This is a genomic window from Actinomadura sp. 6N118 (assembly GCF_044326415.1).
Taxonomy (GTDB): domain Bacteria; phylum Actinomycetota; class Actinomycetes; order Streptosporangiales; family Streptosporangiaceae; genus Spirillospora.
In genome coordinates this window covers 45363-64411 of sequence record NZ_JBIRAZ010000025.1, presented here as the reverse complement: position 1 = coordinate 64411, position 19049 = coordinate 45363, and the positions used below count along the sequence as shown (strand labels likewise).

17 protein-coding genes are annotated in these 19049 nt (G+C 71.1%); 15 read left to right on the top strand and 2 right to left on the bottom strand.

Features of this window, described 5'->3' with window-relative positions; translation table 11 throughout:
- The first annotated feature begins 115 nt into the window (after positions 1-115).
- The 3 genes from ACH34W_RS44745 to ACH34W_RS44735 all read left to right on the top strand — a co-directional run bounded on the left by ACH34W_RS44745 (position 116) and on the right by ACH34W_RS44735 (position 2616).
- Positions 116-1018 (top strand): SDR family oxidoreductase, encoded by a 903-nt coding sequence (locus ACH34W_RS44745; protein WP_395967322.1) that lies wholly within the window; start codon positions 116-118, stop codon positions 1016-1018.
- Between the two features lie 11 nt (positions 1019-1029).
- Positions 1030-1824: an enoyl-CoA hydratase/isomerase family protein gene (locus ACH34W_RS44740; RefSeq protein ID WP_395967321.1), complete on the top strand. Its 795-nt coding sequence runs from the start codon at positions 1030-1032 to the stop codon at positions 1822-1824.
- Positions 1825-1893: 69 nt separating this feature from the next.
- Complete coding sequence (locus ACH34W_RS44735) at positions 1894-2616, top strand: tyrosine-protein phosphatase (RefSeq protein WP_395967320.1); 723 nt, start codon at positions 1894-1896, stop codon at positions 2614-2616.
- 54 nt (positions 2617-2670) lie between these two features.
- Here the strand turns inward: ACH34W_RS44735 and ACH34W_RS44730 are convergent, their stop codons facing one another.
- Positions 2671-3516, bottom strand: coding sequence for a sirohydrochlorin chelatase (locus ACH34W_RS44730; protein ID WP_395967319.1), 846 nt, complete (start codon positions 3514-3516; stop codon positions 2671-2673).
- A gap of 61 nt (positions 3517-3577) precedes the next feature.
- Positions 3578-5254, bottom strand: coding sequence for an AMP-dependent synthetase/ligase (locus tag ACH34W_RS44725; protein WP_395967318.1), 1677 nt, complete (start codon positions 5252-5254; stop codon positions 3578-3580).
- A gap of 345 nt (positions 5255-5599) precedes the next feature.
- Here ACH34W_RS44725 and ACH34W_RS44720 point away from each other — a divergent pair, with 345 nt between their 5' ends.
- From ACH34W_RS44720 to ACH34W_RS44665, 12 genes are all read left to right on the top strand, one after another.
- Complete coding sequence (locus ACH34W_RS44720; RefSeq protein ID WP_395967317.1) at positions 5600-8107, top strand: nitrate- and nitrite sensing domain-containing protein; 2508 nt, start codon at positions 5600-5602, stop codon at positions 8105-8107.
- Between the two features lie 14 nt (positions 8108-8121).
- Positions 8122-8508, top strand: a complete 387-nt coding sequence (locus ACH34W_RS44715; protein ID WP_395967422.1) for a roadblock/LC7 domain-containing protein — start codon at positions 8122-8124, stop codon at positions 8506-8508.
- Positions 8508-8885 (top strand): DUF742 domain-containing protein, encoded by a 378-nt coding sequence (locus ACH34W_RS44710; protein ID WP_395967316.1) that lies wholly within the window; start codon positions 8508-8510, stop codon positions 8883-8885. Before ACH34W_RS44715 ends, ACH34W_RS44710 begins: the two co-directional genes overlap by 1 nt.
- Positions 8886-9016: 131 nt before the next feature.
- A complete protein-coding gene (locus ACH34W_RS44705; RefSeq protein ID WP_395967315.1) occupies positions 9017-11821 on the top strand; it encodes a nitrate- and nitrite sensing domain-containing protein in 2805 nt (934 codons plus the stop codon).
- Positions 11818-12273, top strand: coding sequence for a roadblock/LC7 domain-containing protein (locus ACH34W_RS44700; RefSeq protein ID WP_395967314.1), 456 nt, complete (start codon positions 11818-11820; stop codon positions 12271-12273). The genes ACH34W_RS44705 and ACH34W_RS44700 overlap by 4 nt, the downstream gene beginning before the upstream one ends.
- A gap of 6 nt (positions 12274-12279) precedes the next feature.
- Positions 12280-12660: a DUF742 domain-containing protein gene (locus ACH34W_RS44695; protein WP_395967313.1), complete on the top strand. Its 381-nt coding sequence runs from the start codon at positions 12280-12282 to the stop codon at positions 12658-12660.
- A complete protein-coding gene (locus ACH34W_RS44690) occupies positions 12641-13255 on the top strand; it encodes a GTP-binding protein (RefSeq protein WP_395967312.1) in 615 nt (204 codons plus the stop codon). The genes ACH34W_RS44695 and ACH34W_RS44690 overlap by 20 nt, the downstream gene beginning before the upstream one ends.
- Before the next feature lie 146 nt (positions 13256-13401).
- Positions 13402-16023 carry a nitrate- and nitrite sensing domain-containing protein gene (locus tag ACH34W_RS44685; RefSeq protein WP_395967311.1) on the top strand — a complete coding sequence of 874 codons (2622 nt, stop codon included), beginning with the start codon at positions 13402-13404 and terminating at the stop codon, positions 16021-16023.
- The gene (locus ACH34W_RS44680) at positions 16020-16463 is read left to right on the top strand and encodes a roadblock/LC7 domain-containing protein (RefSeq protein WP_395967310.1); all 444 of its coding nucleotides are present in this window, start codon (positions 16020-16022) and stop codon (positions 16461-16463) included. The genes ACH34W_RS44685 and ACH34W_RS44680 overlap by 4 nt, the downstream gene beginning before the upstream one ends.
- A 13-nt stretch (positions 16464-16476) precedes the next feature.
- Positions 16477-16986, top strand: coding sequence for a DUF742 domain-containing protein (locus ACH34W_RS44675; protein ID WP_395967309.1), 510 nt, complete (start codon positions 16477-16479; stop codon positions 16984-16986).
- The gene (locus ACH34W_RS44670; RefSeq protein ID WP_395967308.1) at positions 16967-17581 is read left to right on the top strand and encodes a GTP-binding protein; all 615 of its coding nucleotides are present in this window, start codon (positions 16967-16969) and stop codon (positions 17579-17581) included. The genes ACH34W_RS44675 and ACH34W_RS44670 overlap by 20 nt, the downstream gene beginning before the upstream one ends.
- 199 nt (positions 17582-17780) lie before the next feature.
- Complete coding sequence (locus ACH34W_RS44665) at positions 17781-18962, top strand: ROK family protein (RefSeq protein WP_395967307.1); 1182 nt, start codon at positions 17781-17783, stop codon at positions 18960-18962.
- Positions 18963-19049 lie beyond the last annotated feature (87 nt).

The following is a 19049-nucleotide window of genomic DNA, read 5'->3' as shown; positions in this document are numbered from 1 at the left end:
GCTCCGTCGCCACGATAACCGCGGGCCCGAATCCGAGCGCCGTTCGGTCGGCGTGGTACTAAGTAACCCCCTGGTTGTTCACCGGGTGGCAGTCGGTGCGATGTGAGGAGACAGGATGTCGGAACTGCGCTACGACGGGCGGGTCGCGGTCGTCACCGGGGCGGGGCACGGCCTCGGCCGGCAGCACGCGCTGGAGCTGGCGTCGCGCGGCGCCAAGGTCGTCGTGAACGACCTCGGCGGCGACCGCTCCGGCGCGGGCGCCTCCGCCGGCCCGGCTCAGGAGGTCGTCGAGGAGATCACGAAGAACGGCGGCGAGGCCGTCGCCAACCCCGACAACGTCGCCACTCCCGAGGGCGCCCAGGCGATCATCCAGACCGCGCTCGACGCGTTCGGGAAGGTCGACATCGTCATCAACAACGCGGGCATCCTGCGCGACAGGTCGTTCAAGAACATGAGCGTCGAGGAGTTCGACGGGGTCATCGCCGTGCACCTGCGCGGCTCGTTCCTGGTGTCGTCCGCCGCGTGGCCGACGCTGCGCGAGCAGGGTTACGGGCGCATCGTCAACACCTCGTCGCCGGCCGGCCTGTTCGGCAACTTCGGCCAGGCCAACTACGCCACCGCCAAGATGGGCCTTGTCGGCTTCACCAAGACGCTCGCCCACGAAGGCGCCAAGTACAACATCAAGGCCAACGCGATCGCCCCCGTCGCGTGGACCCGCATGACCGAGGACCTCCTGCCGGCCGACTTCGCCGACAAGCTGGGCGTCGACCAGGTCACCCCGCTGGTGGCCTACCTGGCGCACGAGAGCAACCCCGACTCCGGCGAGGTCTACACGGTCGGCGGCGGCCGGATCGCCAAGATCTTCGTCGCCGAGGGCCCGGGCTACGGCCAGAAGGAGACGCTGACGGTCGAGGCCGTACGCGACAACTGGGCCGCGATCAACGCCGACGCCCCGCTCACGGTCTTCAAGAACGTGGGCGAGCAGATGGGTCCCCTCATCCAGCAGCTGACCTCCTGACGGGACTCCTCATGGGAGACCTACGGCTCGGCCGGCAGGACGGGGTGCTCACCATCACCCTGTCCCGCCCGGAGCGGCTCAACGCGGTCACCGCGTCGGTCACCGAGGAGATGCTCGACGTCCTCAACGAGCTGATGCGCGACCCGGACACCCGGGTCGTGATCCTCACCGGTGAGGGGCGCGGCTTCTGCTCCGGCATGGACCTCCAGGGCGGCGACCCGGGAGGCGGTGATGAGGGACGCATTCAGCGGATCTATCGCGGGATCGCGCGGGGCGGCGAGGTGACAGCCCGGCTCCGGGAGATACCGCAGCCGGTCATCGCCGCGCTGCACGGCCCGGTCGCCGGCATGGGCGTCTCCTGGGCGCTGGCCTGCGATCTGCGCGTGGCCGATCCGACGACGAGGTTCGTGGTGCCGTTCGTCGACCTCGGGCTGTCGGCGGGCGACTGTGGGCTCTCGTGGCTGCTGCCGCGGCTCGTCGGCCCGGCCAAGGCCGCCGAGATCTTCTACCGTGCCCAGCGCCTGGACGTGGCGAAGGCGGCCGAACTCGGGCTCATCACCGAGCTCACCGCCGAGGGCGCCGACCTCGAGGGCGCGCTGGCGCTCGCCGGGGAGCTCCTCACCAAGTCCCCGTACGGGCTCAACCGCACCAAGGAGCTCCTCAACATGTCGCTGGACGCTCCAGGCCTCCGCCGGCAGCTCGCGGTGGAGACGGGCATCCAGACCATGGCCTTCTTCACCGAGGACCTCGTCGAGGGCATGACGGCCACGATCGAAAAGCGACCCCCGGCGTTCAAGAACCGCTAGTTCTGCTGTTGACTCGTGGCGGTTCGTTCATGGACGAACCGCCACGAGCCGACCAGCAGAGGGGGCGCGGTGGAGCGGGAGATCGCTCTTGAGGGCTGCGTGAACTTCCGGGACCTCGGTGGCTACGTCGCCGAGGGCGGGATCGTCCGGTGGCGCAGGCTCTTCCGCAGCGACGCGCTGCACGAGCTGACCCAGGCCGACGTGGCGGCCCTCCGGGAGCTCGGCGTGACGACCGTGATCGATCTGCGATCCGACTTCGAACGTGCCCACGACGGCGGCCCGCATCCGCTCGACGGCGCGGTGGAGCTCGTCCGCGCGCCGATCATCGACGAGGGCAACGGGCACCTCATGGCCGACACGTCGCTGACGCTCGCGCAGCGGTACGCCCGGATCATGGAGAGCACCGGCACCGCGCTGGCCGACGCGGTCAGCGCCATCGCCGAGGCGCCGGGCGCAGCCGTCTTCCACTGCGCCGCGGGCAAGGACCGCACCGGGCTGGTGAGCGCCGCCGTGCTCGGCACGCTCGGCGTCTCCGACGAGGACGTGGTCGCCGACTACGCCATGACCGGCCGCAACCTGGTGGACATCCAGGCGCGCCTTGAACGCCACGCCGCGTACGAGCGGACCTACGCCTACCTGCCGCGCGACGCCATGACCGCCGAGACCGACACCATGGGCGCACTGATCGCCGACCTGCGCGCACGCCACGGAGACATGCCCGCCCTCCTGCGCTCCCTGGGCGTCGCCGACGCCACCATCGCCCGGCTCCGCGCCACCCTGATCGAACGCTGAGGCTCCGGTCGGGCCGCTCAGCCGGACAGGGCGGTTCAGCCGGGACAGAGCGGTTCAGTCGGACAGGGCGGTGGCCAGGGCCTCCACGTAGCGGAGCGCGGCCACCTGGGCCAGCGCCGGGTGCGCGCCGATGGGGGCGGCGTGCTCCGCGCCGGCCGCCGCCGCCGCGGCGGCGAGGCGCTCGGCGGAGACCTCAGGACCGATCAGGTGTGGCGCCACGGCCAGCCGGGTGGCACCGGACGCGCGCAACTGCGCGGCGGCCGCCGCGATGGCGGCCTCGTCGCCGAGCGAGGCGGTGAAGACCGGCGCGGCCAGCCGGGCCGCCAGCAGCACGCTGGTGACCTCGGCCTGGCGGACCGCCTCCGCGTCGCCGGGCGTGACCACCACGACCCCGCTGGCGGCGGTCACCATCGTCATCATCCGCACCCGGTCGGCGCGGGCCAGCCCGGCCTCGGCGAGCCGCTCGTGCAGCGCCTCGGCGATGAGCGGGTGCGGGCCGAGTGGATCGGCGGCCACCGCCGGCACGTGGGCGTCGGCCACGATCTTGCGGACCGCGGCCTCCACCTCGGGATCGGGGCCGGTGGTGAGCGGCACGACGACGGCCGCCGGTTCGTCGGGCCGCTCCGCGCGCACCTCCGCGAGGACGGCGCTCAGATGCCGCTCGGCGCCCTCGAGGTGGCCGACCAGCGCGGGCTGGCCGGTCTGCTCGATCTCGACGAGCCGCGCGAGCTCGGTCGCGACGGCGCCACCGGGAGCGGCGGCAGGGCCGGGAGCTGCGAGAATGAGGGCGGGGGAGCCGGGTGGCAGCAGGTAGGATTCAGCGCCGCGATGCCGCCCGCCCCTGGGGGCTCGGCGGCGCCGCGACGGAAGTGCCTCGGATGCCTGGCTTTCGGGACTCACGGCCGGAATGGTAACGCTCCTGGGCGTGTCTGTCGGTCCCGAGTCGCCGATCTCGCTCCCTTCACCGCTGGTAGAGATCTTCGATCTCCTTGTCGTACCGGGCCGCGATGGGCTTTCGCTTGAGTTTCATGGTCGGTGTGAGCTCGTCCCCGCCGGGTGCCCAGTCGTCGCCGATCACGGTGAATTTCTTGATCTGTTCGACCCGGGACAGCCGGGCGTTGGCACGTTCGACCGCCGCCTCGATCTCGGCAAGAGTCGCCGGGTCGCCGGGGAAGCGGCCGGTCTCGGGGTCGAGGACGATGAGGGCCACGTTGTACGGACGGCGGTCGCCGACGCAGACCGCGTGGGCGATGAGAGGGCTCTCGGCCTTGACCGTGTTCTCGATGTTCGCCGGGGACATGTTCTTGCCCGCCGCGTTGATGATCATTTCCTTCTTGCGGTCCACAATGGTGACGTAACCGTCACCATCGATGGTGGCCACGTCGCCGGTATGCAGCCACCCGCCGGCGTCCACCGCCTCATCGGTCAGGTCGGGCCGGTTGCGGTAGCCGCGCATCACCACCGCGCCGCGGCAGAGCAGCTCGCCGTCGTCGGCGAGCCTCACCTCGACGCCGGGAAGCGGCCGTCCGACCGAGCCGGGACGCGGGTCGCCCGGCCGGTTGACCACCGCGAACCCGCTGGTCTCGCTCATGCCCCAGCCCTCCAGGAGGGGGATGCCGATGCGGCCGAAGAAGTCCTGCACGTCACGCGGAGTCGGTGCGGCGCCGGTGAGGAAGTACTCGGCCTGGTCCAGCCCGATCGCCTCCTTGATCTTCTGGTGGCCGGCCGGGTCGCCGGCCGCGAGCTCGGCCGGGAACAACATCTCCAGCGCGGCCTTGAGCTTCTCCCAGATGCGCGGCACCCCGCCGAAGAACGTCGGGCGGAGCTGCGCGGCCAGCCCGATCAGCGCCTTGGGGTCGGGGCAGGTGGTGATGGTGAGGCCCCACGTCATGAGGCCCGAGTAGTGCGAGGTCCAGCGGTCGGCGACGTGCGCCGAGGGCAGGTAGGAGATGAGCCGGCCGCCGGGCGTCACCGGCATGACCTCGTGCAGCCCGCGGATCTCGGCCATCATCGCGGCGTGCGTGATCTCGACGCCCTTGGGCGGACCGGTCGTGCCGGAGGTGTAGATGAGCGTGAGCACGTCGTCGGGGCGCACCGAGTTCCAGGCGGCGTCGAAGTCGAAATCCGCGGCGTCGGCCGCCTCGACCCCGGCCAGGCTCAGCGCGCCCTCATCAAGATCGTCTTCCGGGTCGTCCACGTCCGGGTGGTCCACGATGACCAGGTGCGCGGCGGGCACGCCCGCCGCCTTGACCGCGTCCGCGAACAGCCGCTCGGTGACGACGATGTGCGGCGCGGCGTCGGCCAGCATGTGCGCGATCTGTGCGGGCGCGCTGGTGTTGTAGATGGAGAACGGGACCGCGCCGAGGTGCATCGCGGCGGTGTCGACCAGATGGAACTCCGGCCGGTTGGTGAGCATGAGCGCGACCCGGTCGCCGTGCCCGAGGCCGAGGGCGGCGAACCCGGCGCTCAGCGCGCGGACCCGCGCGGCCAGCTGCGCGTGCGTCAGCTCCACGGTCCCGTCGTGACTGCGGACCGCGAGCTGGTCCGGCCGTTCAGCGGCGGTGGTCTGGTACGCCGCGCAGAGGGTGCCCGCCGACAGGGCCCGCGTGATGGATTTCGCCACCGTGTCCGTGCTCAACGTTCCGACGCCTCCGCTCAAAGGTGATCAAAGACGCCGAGTATGGCGCACGTCCCGGAGCCGCGGGGAATTGTCCGGTGTGGTCCACGCCACAGAATTACATGATCACTAAGTGCGACTCGTTTCGGTCGGACCCATTCCAACCAGGCCGAATAACCACCAGGTATTCAAAAACCGGGCGAGGGGGGTTGCGGGGGCATTCGGGGCGGCCTTTATGATCGATAGCCCTGGTCCCGCGGGCGCCTGGGACCAGGTGCCAGGACACCAGGAGTCCGATCGTTCGAGGTTCATTTGACATCCCCCCGCACACGGTCGATCCGAGCTGAGATCGCCGTTCTTCTCTTCGTGCCGCTGATATCGCTGATAGCGCTCTGGGGCTATGCCGCGAGCGTCACCGTCGGCGACGCGCTGGACCAGCGCCGCTACCACACGCTGGACCGCAAGTTCGCTCCCAGCGGCCAGGGAGTGCTGATCGAGCTGGGCAAGGAACGCCTTGCCTCGGCCATCTTCCTCAGCACGCCCGCCTCGGCCGCGCCAGAGATCCCCGCGGAGCTGCGCGCGCAGCGCGCCAAGGTCGACGCCGCGGTGGCCTTCTTCCGCAAGGAGGCAACCGGCGACGTGGCGCGCGGCGCGACCAACGCCGCCATGGAGCAGCGGGTCGCGGACGTGCTCGACGAACTGGACGCGCTGCGCACGTCGCGTGCGGCCGTGGACGACCGGTCGGTGGACCGGCTGGGGTCCATCCAGGTCTACAACCGCATGGTCGACGCCATGCACCGCGCGTACGACGCCCTGGTCGTCATCGACGACTCGTCCCTCTACAACTGGACGCTGTCGACGCGTGCGGCCGGACGGGCGCTCGAGCTGATCCAGCGCGAGAACGCGCTCGTGGCCGGGGCCTTCGTCACCAAGAACCGGATGACCGCCGCCGAGCACCGGATGTTCGTGGAGATGGTCGGCGAGCAGCGCCAGCAGTGGGCGAAGCAGCGGTCCCTGCTCGACCCGGCCATCTACAACACCGGCACGGCGCAGGTGTTCGCCTCGCAGCAGTACCGGGCCTTCAAGTCGATGGAGGACCGCGTCGCCGACCAGACACGCGGCGCGCTGCCGGTGTCCTCCGGCGAGTGGCAGGCGACGGCGCAGCCGCTCGTCCTCAACGTCAACAAGATGCTGCTGGCCAACTCCAAGCGCGCGGGCGAGCACGCGGACGGCCTCGGCCGCAACGCCTACATCCGGGTGGGCGTCGTCGGCGGCGTCGGCCTGCTCGCGGTCATCGTGTCGATCCTGCTGTCGCTGCGGTTCGGCCGCGGCCTCGGCCGCGAGCTGGTCGGCCTGCGCCGGTCCGCCCAGGAGATGGCCGAGCAGCGGCTGCCGGGCGTCGTGGAACGGCTGCGCCGGAACGAGAGCGTGGACGTGGCCGCCGAGGTCCCGGCGCTGCAGACCCGCGGCAAGATCGACGAAGTCGTCAAGGTCTCCGAGGCGTTCGCCTCGGTGCAGCGCACCGCCGTCGACGCCGCCGTGGGCCAGGCGGAGCTCCGCCGCGGCGTCGCCCGGATCTTCCTCAACATCGCGCGCCGCAACCAGTCGCTGCTGCACCGGCAGCTGACGATGCTGGACACGCTGGAGAGCCGGGCGGAGGCCGACGACCTCGATGACCTGTTCCGGCTCGATCACCTCACGACCCGCATGCGGCGTCACGCGGAGAGCCTCATCATCCTGTCCGGCGCGACCCCGGGCCGCGGCTGGCGCCAGCCGCAGCGGATCGTGGACGTGCTGCGCGGCGCGGTCGCCGAGATCGAGGACTACACCCGCGCGAAGGTGATGACCGAGTCCGCCGACGGCCTCGTCGGCACCGCCGTGACCGACGTCGTGCACCTGCTCGCCGAGCTGGTGGAGAACGCGGTCGCCTTCTCGCCGCCCAACACCGACGTGCGCGTGCTCGCCGAACGGGTCGGCAGCGGGTTCGTCGTGGAGATCGAGGACCGCGGCCTCGGCGTCCAGCCCGAGCTGCTCGCGAGCATCAACGCGCGGCTGGCGGAACCGCCGGAGTTCGACCTCGTCGACACCGACCAGCTTGGGCTGTTCGTGGTCGCCCGGCTGGCCGCCCGCCACAACATCAAGGTCTCACTGAACCCGTCCCCGTACGGCGGCACCACGGCGATCGTCCTGCTCCCGCACGATCTCGTCGTGCCCTCTGAGCACATGGCCGACGCCATGGCGGCCGCCGAGGCCGAGCAGCAGAACCATGGGCCCCGGGTACAAGAGCCGCCCAGCAGGCCGGTGTCCGTCCCACACCTGCCTGCGCAACCGCCTGCCCTGCCTGAGCCGCCTGCGCCGCCCACACTGGTCGGGCCTCCCGCGCCTCCCGCGCCGACATCGATCGCCCCGCCGGCACCGGTCGCGAAGCCCGCACCGGTGGCCCCATCCGCACCGGTCGCCCCATCCGCACCGGTTGCGCAGTCCGCGCCATCCTCACAGCCGACGCCGCCCCCGCCCGCTCCAGCGGAGCCTCCACTTCCGCCGCCCACGCCTTCGAGGCGGCTGGGCAATCCCTGGTTCGACGACGCGCCAGAGCTTCCGCAACATTCTCAAGGTCCAGCGCCTGACCCTGCCCCGGAGAACGGGGACGCGCCCGCGAACGGCGAGGCCCCGAACACGCACGCGGGACTGCCGCGCCGCGTCCGCCAGGAGAACCTCGCCCCGCAGTTGCGCAAGGAGCGCCCAGCGGCGCCCGACCTCGCCACCGGCCCGGTCGCGCGGTCTCCCGAGGAAGCGCGCTCGCTGATGGCCTCCATGCAGCAAGGGTGGCGACGCGGCCGCGCGTCGGACGTCGACGGTGAGGACGAGCAGTGACGACGCACAACACGATGACCGGTGAGCTGAACTGGCTCCTGAACGACTTCGCCGGCCGCCTGGCCGACGTCCGGCAGGCGGTGATCCTCTCCCGGGACGGGCTGGCGATCGCGGCGTCGCAGGAACTGGGGCGGGAGGACGCTGAGCATTTGTCGGCGTTGGCCGCTGGCGTGCAGAGTCTTGCGCGTGGTGCGGGACGGCATTTCAACGGCGGTAACGTGCGGCAGACCATCATCGAGATGGATGCGGTGTTGTTGTTCGTGACAGCGGCCGGCGACGGCACCTGCCTCGCCGTCCTCGCCTCGGCCGGTGCGGACGCCGGGCTCGTCGCGTACGAGATGGCGGTGCTGGTCAAGCGCGTCGGCAGGCACCTGCAGGCGAACCCGAGGTCCCTGCCGTGATGAGCCGCTCAGGGGACCAGTGGTTCGACCGCGAGGCCGGGCCGCTCGTCCGCCCGTACGCCATGACCCAGGGGCGGACGCGGCCGAGCGGCGAGCCGTTCGACCTGATCGCGGTCATCGCGGCCACCGGCGAGCGGCCGGGGGAGCGGCTGCGCTTCAGCCCCGAGCACCAGTGGATCCTGCGGCGGTGCGGTACGCCGGTGTCCGTGGTCGACCTGGCCTCGGACGTCGGGCTGCCGCTCGGGGTGGTGCGCGTGGTGCTCGGCGACCTGCGCGACGAGGGCCTGATCCAGGTGGTCGCGACCATCGACCGATCGAGCGACCGGCCCAACCTGGGTGTGCTGCGGGAGGTCCTCGATGGCCTCCGCGCCCTCTGACGGGTGGCGGGCCGGTACGGTGCCGGGAGACGGGTGCGCCTGAATTGTCGGAACTTGCGGTTGAAGTGTGATGAAGGCCCTATGATCGGCGGACATATGCCGTACGGGGGGTCGTACTGCCACGAGGTGTCATGAGTCCTCGCACGCGATCGATCCGGTCGAGAACCGTCGTATTGCTGCTGGTTCCGCTGCTGTCGCTGGTCGCACTGTGGGCGTTCGCCGCCAGCCTCACCCTTGGCGACGCATTGGAGCACCGCCGGGGTGAGTCGTCGACGTCCCGCCTGACCAAGCCGCTGCAGGCCGCCACCTACCTGCTGGAGATGGAGCGGCACGCGGCGGTCTCGCTGCTGAGCGCGGGCAAGTCGGCGCCGCCCCAGCCGTTCGACGCCCTGAAGGGGCGTACCGACAGCGCGCTGGGCGACCTGCAGAAGCTGGCCAAGAAGGAGATGGACGAGGCCAGCGACCCCGACTCCCAGCGGATCAGGCTGCTGCGCGAGGCCCTCAAACAGCTTGAGACGCTGCCCGCGACGCGGACCTCGGTCGAGACGCACTCGGTGACCCGCCTCCGCGCGCTCGAGTCGTACAGCACCATGATCGACGCGCTGATGGACTTCTCCGCCAAGCAGACGCCGACCGACGACGCGCGCCTGCACTTCTGGGCGTCCAGCCTCGTCGCGGGCTCGCGCGCCATGGACATGGTCATGCGCGAGAGCGCGCTGGTGGCCGGGGCCGCCATCACCGGCGGCCGCATGAACGCGGCAGAGAACCGGCACTTCGCCGGGCTCGTCGCGCAGCAGCAGGCCTACTGGGCCGAGCAGCGCGCCAGCCTCGACCCCAAGATCTACGCCCGGTCCTGGGCGCCGCTCTTCTCGTCCGCCCCGTACACCGGCTTCAAGACGATGGAGCAGGACGTCGCCGAGGCGACCGGCAAGATCGACATCAACACCGAGCAGTGGGACGCCAACTCCAAGGCGCTGCTGGCCGCGTTCACCCAGGCCGCGCTCCAGGACAGCAAGGCGCTCGCCGCCGACCAGGACTCGGTGAGCCAGGGCATCCTGATCCGGCTCATCGTCGCCGGCGGCCTCGGGCTGGTCGCGGTGATCGGGTCGATCCTGCTGTCGGTGCGGTTCGGCCGCGGGCTGGTGCGCGAGCTGGTCGGCCTGCGCGCCGCCGCACAGGACCTGGCCGGGCGGCGGCTGCCGGACGTGGTCGCGCGGCTCGTCCGCGGCGAACGCATCGACGTCGCGGCGGAGGCGCCGCCGATCCCGGCCGGCCGCACAGCGGAGATCGCCGCGGTCGCCGAGGCGTTCGGCACCGTGCAGAGCACCGCGATCCAGGCCTCGGTCGGCCAGGCCGACCTGCGCGAGGGCGTCAGCCGGATCTTCCTCAACATCGCGCGCCGCAACCAGTCGCTGCTGCACCGCCAGCTCGCGATGCTCGACTCCCTGGAGAGCCGGGCGGAGGCCGACGACCTCGATGACCTGTTCCGGCTCGACCACCTCACGACCCGCATGCGGCGGCACGCGGAGAGCCTCATCATCCTGTCCGGCGCGGTCCCGGGCCGCGGCTGGCGCCAGCCGGTGCGCATCGTGGACGTGCTGCGCGGCGCCGTCGCCGAGGTCGAGGACTACACCCGCGTCGCGGTGATGACCGAGTCCGAGGACGGCCTGCTCGGCGCGGCCGTCACGGACGTGATCCACCTGCTCGCCGAGCTCGTGGAGAACGCCTGTTCGTTCTCGCCGCCCGAGACCGAGGTCCGGGTCATGGCCGAACGTGTCGGCACCGGCTTCGTGGTCGAGGTCGAGGACCGCGGGCTCGGCATCCGGCCCGAGGCGCTCGACCGGATCAACCAGCGGCTCGCCACGCCGCCGGAATTCGACCTCGTCGACACCGACCAGCTCGGGCTGTTCGTGGTCGCCCGGCTGGCCGCCCGTCACAACATCAAGGTCTCACTGCGGCCCTCGCCGTACGGCGGCACCACGGCGATCGTCCTGCTTCCGCATGAGGTCGTCGTGCCGGTGGAGGACTTCGACAAGGAGCCGCCGGTCGAAGAGCCGTCCGAGCCCCAGATCGACGCCCGGCCGGACGCGGGCGTCGTGGCACTGCGCGATGTCGGTGCTCTTCGGCGGGCCAGCCCGGCGCCCGAGGGCGAGACCGTTCTCCCCCCTGCGCCCGTTCTCCCTCCTGCTATCGCTCCCGAGCCCGCGCCACACGCCGGCGGTGGCCTGTACGACGCGCCCTGGGAGACGGTGACCGCTCCACAGCAACAAGTCGACTCCGTTCCCTCGGCGACACCGGCACCTCCGGCCACCCCGGCGGCTCCCGTGCCGGATCCGGCGCCGCCGGCACCCCCAGCGCCGCCCACACCCCCGGCGCCACTCGAGGTGACGTTCGAGCGACCGCCGGCCGCACCCGCGGCCGCCACGGCCGCCCAAGCTCCCATGGACGCACCCGAACCTTCCGACAGCCCGTGGGGGACGCCGGAGGGCAACGCGACGACGGCGGGGACCGGCGAGACCAGCGCCGGCAACCCCTGGTTCGACGAAGTGAAGTTCGACGAAATGAAAGGGCCGGACCGCTTGGCCGCAGTACCACCACAGCCCCCCGCCACCAACGGCAACGGCAACGGCAACGGAACTCCGCAGCCGCCTGACAAGGGCGCGGAACCGGCCGAAACCCACGCCGGACTCCCGCGCCGGCGGCGCCAGCAGAACCTGGCGCCCCAGCTTCGTAAGGAGAACCGGCCAAAGCATCCTCCGGTCGGTGACAGCGCGCACGGTGTGGTCGCACGCTCGCCTGAGGAGGCGCGCTCGCTGATGTCGTCGATCCAGAAGGGATGGCGGCGCGGACGGGACACCGATTCGAGCGAACCGGACGCAGAGAGCAAACCGGACGCAGAGACTGACTCGGACTTGAACGGGGAGGAAGCCCGATGATGCACAACAGCACCGCCACCGGCGAACTGAACTGGCTGCTCAACGACTTCGCCGGGCGCATCCCAGCGGTGCGCCAGGCCGTGATCCTCTCCCGGGACGGCCTGGCGATCGCGGCGTCGCAGGAGCTGGGGCGGGAGGATGCCGAGCATTTGTCGGCGTTGGCCGCTGGCGTGCAGAGTCTTGCGCGTGGTGCCGGACGGCATTTCAACGGCGGTAACGTGCGGCAGACCATCATCGAGATGGATGCGGTGTTGTTGTTCGTGACGGCGGCCGGCGACGGCACCTGCCTCGCCGTGCTGAGCGAGGCGGACGCCGACGCGGGACTCGTCGCGTACGAGATGGCGGTGCTGGTCAAGCGGGTCGGCCAGCACCTGCAGGCACATCCGCGCTTCGCGCCCGGGGCGGGCGGGGGTGCCCCGCAGCCCGGTGGCGCGGGGTTCGGCGGAAACTGACCCGTCATGAACTCCTCGCGGGGTGATCGGTGGCTGGACCGGGAGGCCGGTCCGGTGGTACGGCCGTACGCCATGGTCCGCGGGCGCACCCGCCCGCGCGGTGAGAACTTCGATCTCATCGCCGTGGTCGCGGCCACCGGGGAGCGGCCGGGCGACCGGCTGCGCTACAGCCCGGAACACGTGCGGATCCTGCGCCGCTGCGCGAACCCGGTCTCGGTGGTCGATCTGGCCTCGGAGATCGCGCTGCCGCTCGGCGTGGTGCGCGTGCTGCTCGGTGACCTGCGCGACCAGGGACTGGTCGCGGAGGTCGCCACGATCCAGCCCGTGGGCGACCGGCCCAACAGGGGCGTGCTGAGGGAGGTGCTCAATGGTCTTCGGGCACTCTGAGCCAGGTGAACCGCCGCTGGTCACCACGAAGATCCTCATCGCCGGAGGTTTCGGCGTCGGGAAGACCACCATGGTCGGGTCGATCAGCGAGATCCGGCCGTTGCGGACCGAGGAGCCGCTGACCGACCGCGGCGTCGGCGTCGACGACGTGTCGGGCGTGGAACGCAAGTCCACGACCACGGTGGCGATGGACTTCGGCCGGATCACGCTGACCGACCGGCTCGTGCTCTATTTGTTCGGCACGCCCGGGCAGGAGCGGTTCTGGTTCATGTGGGACGAGCTGGCGCTCGGCGCGCTCGGCGCCGTCGTGATCGCCGACACCCGGCGTCTCACCGACTCGTTCCCGTCCATCGACTACTTCGAGCGGCGCGGTACGCCGTTCGTCGTGGCGGTGAACTGCTTCGACGGCGCCGACCGGCACCGGTCCGAGGACATCGCGATCGCGCTCGACCTCGACCCCGGTGTGCCGGTCCTGCTGTGCGACGTCCGGCAACGCGAATCCTCGAAGGAGGTGCTGATCTCGCTCGTCGAACACGTGCTGTCCTGGTCGGAGACCGAGCCGGGTCCCGCGGGCGCGGCAGCCCCCGCAGGGTAGTAGGCTCCGGCAGATCCGTAGACCTCCGTCGTTTCCCCCGTTATCGGGAGGTTTCCCCGCATGGCGTTCCACCGACCGCCCACGACCGCGCTCGCGCGTCCGGTGAGCGAGCGGTGATGTTCCGGCGCATCGCTTCATCGATCCGGATGAGGATCACCCTCCTCGTCCTCGTTCCGCTGCTCGCCCTCGTCGGGCTCTGGTCGTTCGTCACCGGCATCACGTTCACGGACGCTCGCCAGCTTCTTGCCGGCAAGGAGTTCCAGGACAAGACCGTGCTGCCCACGCAGGACCTCATCGCCGCCCTGCAGAAGGAGCGGCGCCTGTCGTTGTGGCAGATCGGCACCGGCGGTGCCCAGACGTCCGACCGTGCGGCGCTGGAGGCGCAGCGGCGGGTGACCGACCGGGCGCGGGAGAAGATCCAGCGGAACACCAAGGACGGCGGGCTGCGCGGTGAGCTCCAGGCTCCCGTCGTGCGGCGCATGGACGCGTTCGTGCTGCGGATGGGCGCGCTCGACGCGGTGCGGCGGACGATCGACGCCGACGTCGCGGAACGCACGCGCACGCTGGAAGAGTTCGCGGGGATGATCGACGCGGGTTTCGCGATCTACTCCGCGGTGGCGCCGGGCAATGCCGACATCGCGATGGACGCGCGTACCCTCACCACGATCGGCCGGGCACGGGAGGTCCTGTCGCGGGAGGACGCGCTGCTCACGGGCGCGCTCGCGGCGGGCCGGTTCACCGCGACGGAACGTGCCACGTTCGCACAGATGGTCGGCGCGCAGCGGTACCTGTACTTCGACAGCACGCCCCAGCTCGCGGGCGCCGACCTCGTCCGCTACCGGGCGGCCGTCGAGTCGCCGCAGTTCGCCCAGTTGCGTTCGCTGGAAGACCAGGCGATCCGCAGCTCCGACCCGGCCGAACAGGCGGGCGGCGGACAAAACGGCAGCAATGGGGCCAACAACGGCAGCAACGGCGGCACGCGTAACGGCACGGGTACGAACGGCCGCCCTAACGGCGGGGCCGAAAGCCCGGCGCGCACGCCCGCTCCGGTCGACGCCGTCGCCTGGCGCACCACAGCCGACGCCGTCATGGCCAAGTTGTTCGAGTTCGAGAACGCGCAGCTCGACAGCGTCACCAAGCGCGCCACCGACATCGCGATCGGCGTGCTCCTGCGGCTGCTGATCGCGGGCGGGCTCGGTCTGATCGCGATCGTCGTCTCGACCTACATCGCGTTCCGCATCGCCCGTCGGCTGCTGCGCGAATGCCGCACGCTCGCGTCCCGCGTCGTCGACTTCACCCAGCTGCGGCTGCCGGACCTGGCCCGGCAGGTACGGGACGGGCAGCCCGCCGAGCCGGGCTCCCCGCAGCTGGACGCAGACCTGCCCGACTACGACTACCGCATCAACGAGATCCGGCAGATCGCCGAGTCGTTCACCCGGGCTCGTGACGCCGTGCTCGTCGCCGCCGCCGGAGAGGTCGCCGCCCGCGAGGGCATCAGCGAGGTCTTCGTCAACCTGGCCCGGCGCAACCAGGCGCTGCTGCACCGCCAGCTCAGCCTGCTCGACACGATGGAACGCCGCACCGAGGACCCGTCGGAGCTGGGCGACCTGTTCAGCCTCGACCACCTCGCCACCCGCATGCGGCGGCACGCCGAGGGCCTCGTCATCCTGGCGGGCAAGTCCGCCGGACGGTCCTGGCGGCGGCCGGTGCCGCTGGTCGACGTGATCCGTGGCGCGGTCGCCGAGGTCGAGGACTACACCCGGGTACGGGTCGAGCCGATGCCCCGCCTCGCCCTCCGTGGCGCGGCGGTGGCCGACGTCATCCACCTGCTCGCCGAGATCGTCGAGAACGCGACCAGCTACTCCCCGCCGACGGCGCCGGTGCAGATCGCGGGTCACCAGGTCGCGAGCGGTTTCGTCATCGAGGTCGAGGACCGCGGCCTGGGCATGTCAGCCGAACAGGTCGAGGCCGCCAACGCGCGGCTGGCGGAGCCGCCGGAGTTCGACCCGGCCGACAGTGCGCAGCTGGGCCTCTTCGTGGTCGCACGGCTGGCCCGCCGCCACGACATCATGGTGACGCTCCGCCCGTCGCCCTACGGCGGCACCACCGCGATCGCCCTCATCCCCACCGCGCTCATCGTCCCGATCGACGAACCCGAGCCGCCCCCGCCGTCCGTCACCACGACGGGCCCGATGCGCGCCCTGCCCCAGAACGTCGACGAGCCGACCGGGGCAGAGCCCACGAACGGCGTCGTGCGGTTGGTCGCGGAACTGCCACAGTCTTCGCCCGTGCGAGACTGGCCGGCCGTGCGCACGGTTCCGCAGTCCGCGCCTGAGCCGGAGCCCGCTTCCTCGGCACCGGTATCCGCACCGGCACCTGAGCCGGAGTCCGCACTACGGGCACCTGAGCCGGAGCAAGCGCCACGAGCACCGGCAGTGCCGCAGGAGGAGGGAGAGCTGCCCCGGCGACGGCGGCAGTCGCACCTGGCGCCGCAGTTGAAGGAACGGGTGGACGCCGATCTCGCTGCCGAAAGACAAGCCGCCGATGAAATACAGGCGAATGGCGTGCCCGCCGCGTCTATGCCGCTGGCGGCGCCGGTGCCCCCCGCCAACGGGCATCCACCCCCCGAGGATCCGGCGCGATCCCCCGAAGCCATGCGATCGATGATGACTGCCATGCAGCGAGGCTGGCAGCGCGGCCGGGACGAGGCCGCACAGGCTGACTCCACCGACCGGACCCAAGCCGAGCAGGAGGACGAGAGGCCATGACGGAAGCCCAGGAAATCGGTCTGGAGACCGCAGCGCCCAATGGGGAGCTGAACTGGCTCCTCGACAGCCTGGTCCAGCGGGTGGCGCAGGTGCAGAACGCGGCGGTGCTGTCCAGCGACGGGCTGCGCATCGCGGCCTCGCAGGGACTGGGCCGGGAGGAGTCCGACCACCTCTCCGCCGTGGCGGCCAGCTTCCAGAGCCTGGCACGCGGCGCGGGCGAGTCGTTCGGCGGTGGAGCGGTCCGGCAGACCATCGTCGAGATGGAGAACGCCTTCCTGTTCGTGACGGCGGCCGGCCGCGGCGCATGCCTGGCGGTGCTGGCGGACGCGGAGGCCGACCTCGGCGTCATCGCGTACGAGATGGCCATGCTGGTGACCCGTGTCGGGCAACATCTGTCCGCCAATCCGAGGGTCGGCGCGGCGGAGCCGGGTGGCGTCTGAGGTGCCCCCAGAGATGTCTCCGACGGAAGGCCCGGAGCCCGGGGACCTGCCCGGGGCCGGCGGCTCGGCCTGGTTCGACGACGACGCGGGCCCGGTGGTCCGGCCGTATGCTCTGACGGGTGGACGCACGCACTACGACGGCGGTGATTTCGACCTGGTGGCGCTGATCGTCACGCGGGACACCGCCGAAGCCGACAAGCCTGAACGGCCCGGGCCGCTCGGCGCAGGGCCGCTCGGCTCAGGACCGTTCGGCACAGGTCCGTTCGGCTCAGGATCGTTCAGTACAGGGCCGAACCGGTGGGCACCCGACCCCGAACATGAGATGATCTTGGAGCTCTGTCGCAGTCCGCTCTCGGTGGTGGAGGTCGCGTCGGAGCTCGAGCTCCCCCTCGGGGTCGTCCGGGTCCTGCTCGGCGATCTGCTCGACCGCTCGCTCATCCTCGTTCGACGTCCCGCGCCGGTGGCACAGTTCCCCAGCGAGCGCGTACTCAAGGAAGTGATCGATGGAATACGTGCGCTCTGACGCGGGCGCCCAGCAGGGCGAGTCCGCGCTGACCGTCAAGATTCTGGTGGCCGGCGGCTTCGGCGTCGGGAAGACCACTCTGGTGAGCGCGGTCAGCGAGATCCGGCCGCTGCGCACCGAAGAGGCTCTCACCGAGAAGAGCATCGGCATCGACGACACCAGCGCCGTGGCGAACAAGACGACCACGACGGTGGCGATGGACTTCGGCCGGATCACCCTGCCGAACGGTCTGGTGCTGTTCGTGTTCGGCACGCCCGGGCAGGACCGGTTCTGGTTCATGTGGGACGAACTGGCCAAGGGTGCGCTGGGCGCGGTCGTGCTGGTCGACACCCGCCGGCTGGCCGACTGCTTCCAGTCGGTGGACTACTTCGAACGCCGCGGGCTGCCGTTCATCATCGCGGTCAACCGGTTCGACGGTGCCGGGATGCACTCGCCCGACCAGGTCCGCGACGCGCTCGACCTGCCCGCCGACATCCCGGTCATCAACTGCGACGTGCGTGACCGCGAGTCGGCCAAGCAGGTGCTCATCGCGCTCGTCGAGCACATCATGCGAACGATGAGCGGCCGGCGCGACCCGAGCGCCGTCAGCTACTAACCTTCGAGAGCTCTCTTCCGCCGACCCCGTGTTCCACGGGGTCGGCGTTTCTCGTGTCGGCGTTGTCATGCCCGGCTTTGTTCTGTGAGTGGAGAAAGTTTGACGATATTGACGGAAAGGTCTTCTCAATCCGGCGAAAGCGCGTTACGTTCTCGCCACAGCCCCGTGGAGGGAACTGTGAGAGGACGGCGTGATGCGCATGACGGCTCGGCCAGAGAACGCGCATCAGGCACGCCTGTTGCGGCTCCTGCGCGACGAGGGCCCGCGCTCCCGCGCCGAACTGGGTGACGTCGTCCAGCTGTCGCGGTCGAAGCTGGCCCAGGAACTGGATAGGCTGGTCGAGTCGGGACTCGTCGAGACGGCGGGCCTGGCGGCCTCGCGTGGCGGGCGGCGCTCGGGCATCGTCCGGCTCTCGCCGAACCTGCGGTTCGTCGCGTTCGACATAGGAGCCACCTCGATCGACGTCGCCGTCACCAACGGCGAGCTGGAGATCCTCGGTCACGTCACCGAGTCGTGCGACGTCCGCCAGGGCGCCACCGTCGTGCTGGACCGGGCGCTCGACCTGCTCGGCAAGCTGCGCGACGAGGGGCTGATCCCGCAGGTGCACGGCACCGGCATCGGGGTGCCCGGCCCGGTGAGCTTCCGCGAGGGCATGCCGGTGGTACCGCCGATCATGACCGGCTGGGACCGCTTCCCGGTCCGGGACGCGATCGGCCAGGAGCTCGGCTGCCCGGTGCTGGTCGACAACGACGTGAACATCATGGCCCTCGGCGAGCTGCACGCCGGGCTGGCCCGTTCGGTGGACGACTTCCTGCTCGTCAAGATCGGCACCGGTATCGGCTGCGGCATCGTCGTGGACGGCACCATCTACCGCGGTGTCTCCGGCAGCGCCGGCGACATCGGGCACATCCGGATCAACGACGGCGGCCCCGTGTGCGCCTGCGGCAACGCGGGCTGCCTGGAGGCCTACTTCGGCGGCGCCGCGCTCACCCGGGACGCCCTCGCCGCCGCCCGTTCCGGCCGCTCGCCCTACCTCACGCAGCTCCTGGAGAGTGGCGCCGAGATCACCGCCCGCGACGTCGCCGAGGCGGCAGCCGCGGGCGACCCCGAGGCGGTCCGGCTCGTGCGCGAGGGCGGCCGCCACGTCGGGCAGGTCCTCGCCTCGCTGGTCAGCTTCTTCAACCCGGGCCTGGTCATCATCGCGGGCGGCGTCGCCGGTCTCGGCCACACGCTGCTCGCCGAGATCCGCAGTGTCGTCTACCGCCGGTCGCTGCCACTTGCGACCGGCAACCTCCCGATCGTTCTGTCCGAGATCCCCGGCACCGCCGGGGTCATCGGCGCCACCCGACTCATCAGCGACCACGTCTTCTCTACAGCTTGACCCCCTCCACAGCTTGACCCTCGTACCTACAGCCTGACCCTCAGATCCACAGCCTGACCCTCAGATCCACAGCCTGACCCTCGTTCC

Bases quoted from the DNA above. Each gene is read 5' to 3' on its own strand.
- ACH34W_RS44745 (WP_395967322.1), top strand. From the start codon at position 116: ATGTCGGAACTGCGCTACGACGGGCGGGTCGCGGTCGTCACCGGGGCG.
- ACH34W_RS44740 (WP_395967321.1), top strand. From the start codon at position 1,030: ATGGGAGACCTACGGCTCGGCCGGCAGGACGGGGTGCTCACCATCACC.
- ACH34W_RS44715 (WP_395967422.1), top strand. From the start codon at position 8,122: ATGACCGGTGAGCTGAACTGGCTCCTGAACGACTTCGCCGGCCGCCTG.
- ACH34W_RS44710 (WP_395967316.1), top strand. From the start codon at position 8,508: ATGAGCCGCTCAGGGGACCAGTGGTTCGACCGCGAGGCCGGGCCGCTC.
- ACH34W_RS44705 (WP_395967315.1), top strand. From the start codon at position 9,017: ATGAGTCCTCGCACGCGATCGATCCGGTCGAGAACCGTCGTATTGCTG.
- ACH34W_RS44700 (WP_395967314.1), top strand. From the start codon at position 11,818: ATGATGCACAACAGCACCGCCACCGGCGAACTGAACTGGCTGCTCAAC.
- ACH34W_RS44695 (WP_395967313.1), top strand. From the start codon at position 12,280: ATGAACTCCTCGCGGGGTGATCGGTGGCTGGACCGGGAGGCCGGTCCG.
- ACH34W_RS44690 (WP_395967312.1), top strand. From the start codon at position 12,641: ATGGTCTTCGGGCACTCTGAGCCAGGTGAACCGCCGCTGGTCACCACG.
- ACH34W_RS44685 (WP_395967311.1), top strand. From the start codon at position 13,402: ATGAGGATCACCCTCCTCGTCCTCGTTCCGCTGCTCGCCCTCGTCGGG.
- ACH34W_RS44680 (WP_395967310.1), top strand. From the start codon at position 16,020: ATGACGGAAGCCCAGGAAATCGGTCTGGAGACCGCAGCGCCCAATGGG.
- ACH34W_RS44675 (WP_395967309.1), top strand. From the start codon at position 16,477: ATGTCTCCGACGGAAGGCCCGGAGCCCGGGGACCTGCCCGGGGCCGGC.
- ACH34W_RS44670 (WP_395967308.1), top strand. From the start codon at position 16,967: ATGGAATACGTGCGCTCTGACGCGGGCGCCCAGCAGGGCGAGTCCGCG.
- ACH34W_RS44665 (WP_395967307.1), top strand. From the start codon at position 17,781: ATGACGGCTCGGCCAGAGAACGCGCATCAGGCACGCCTGTTGCGGCTC.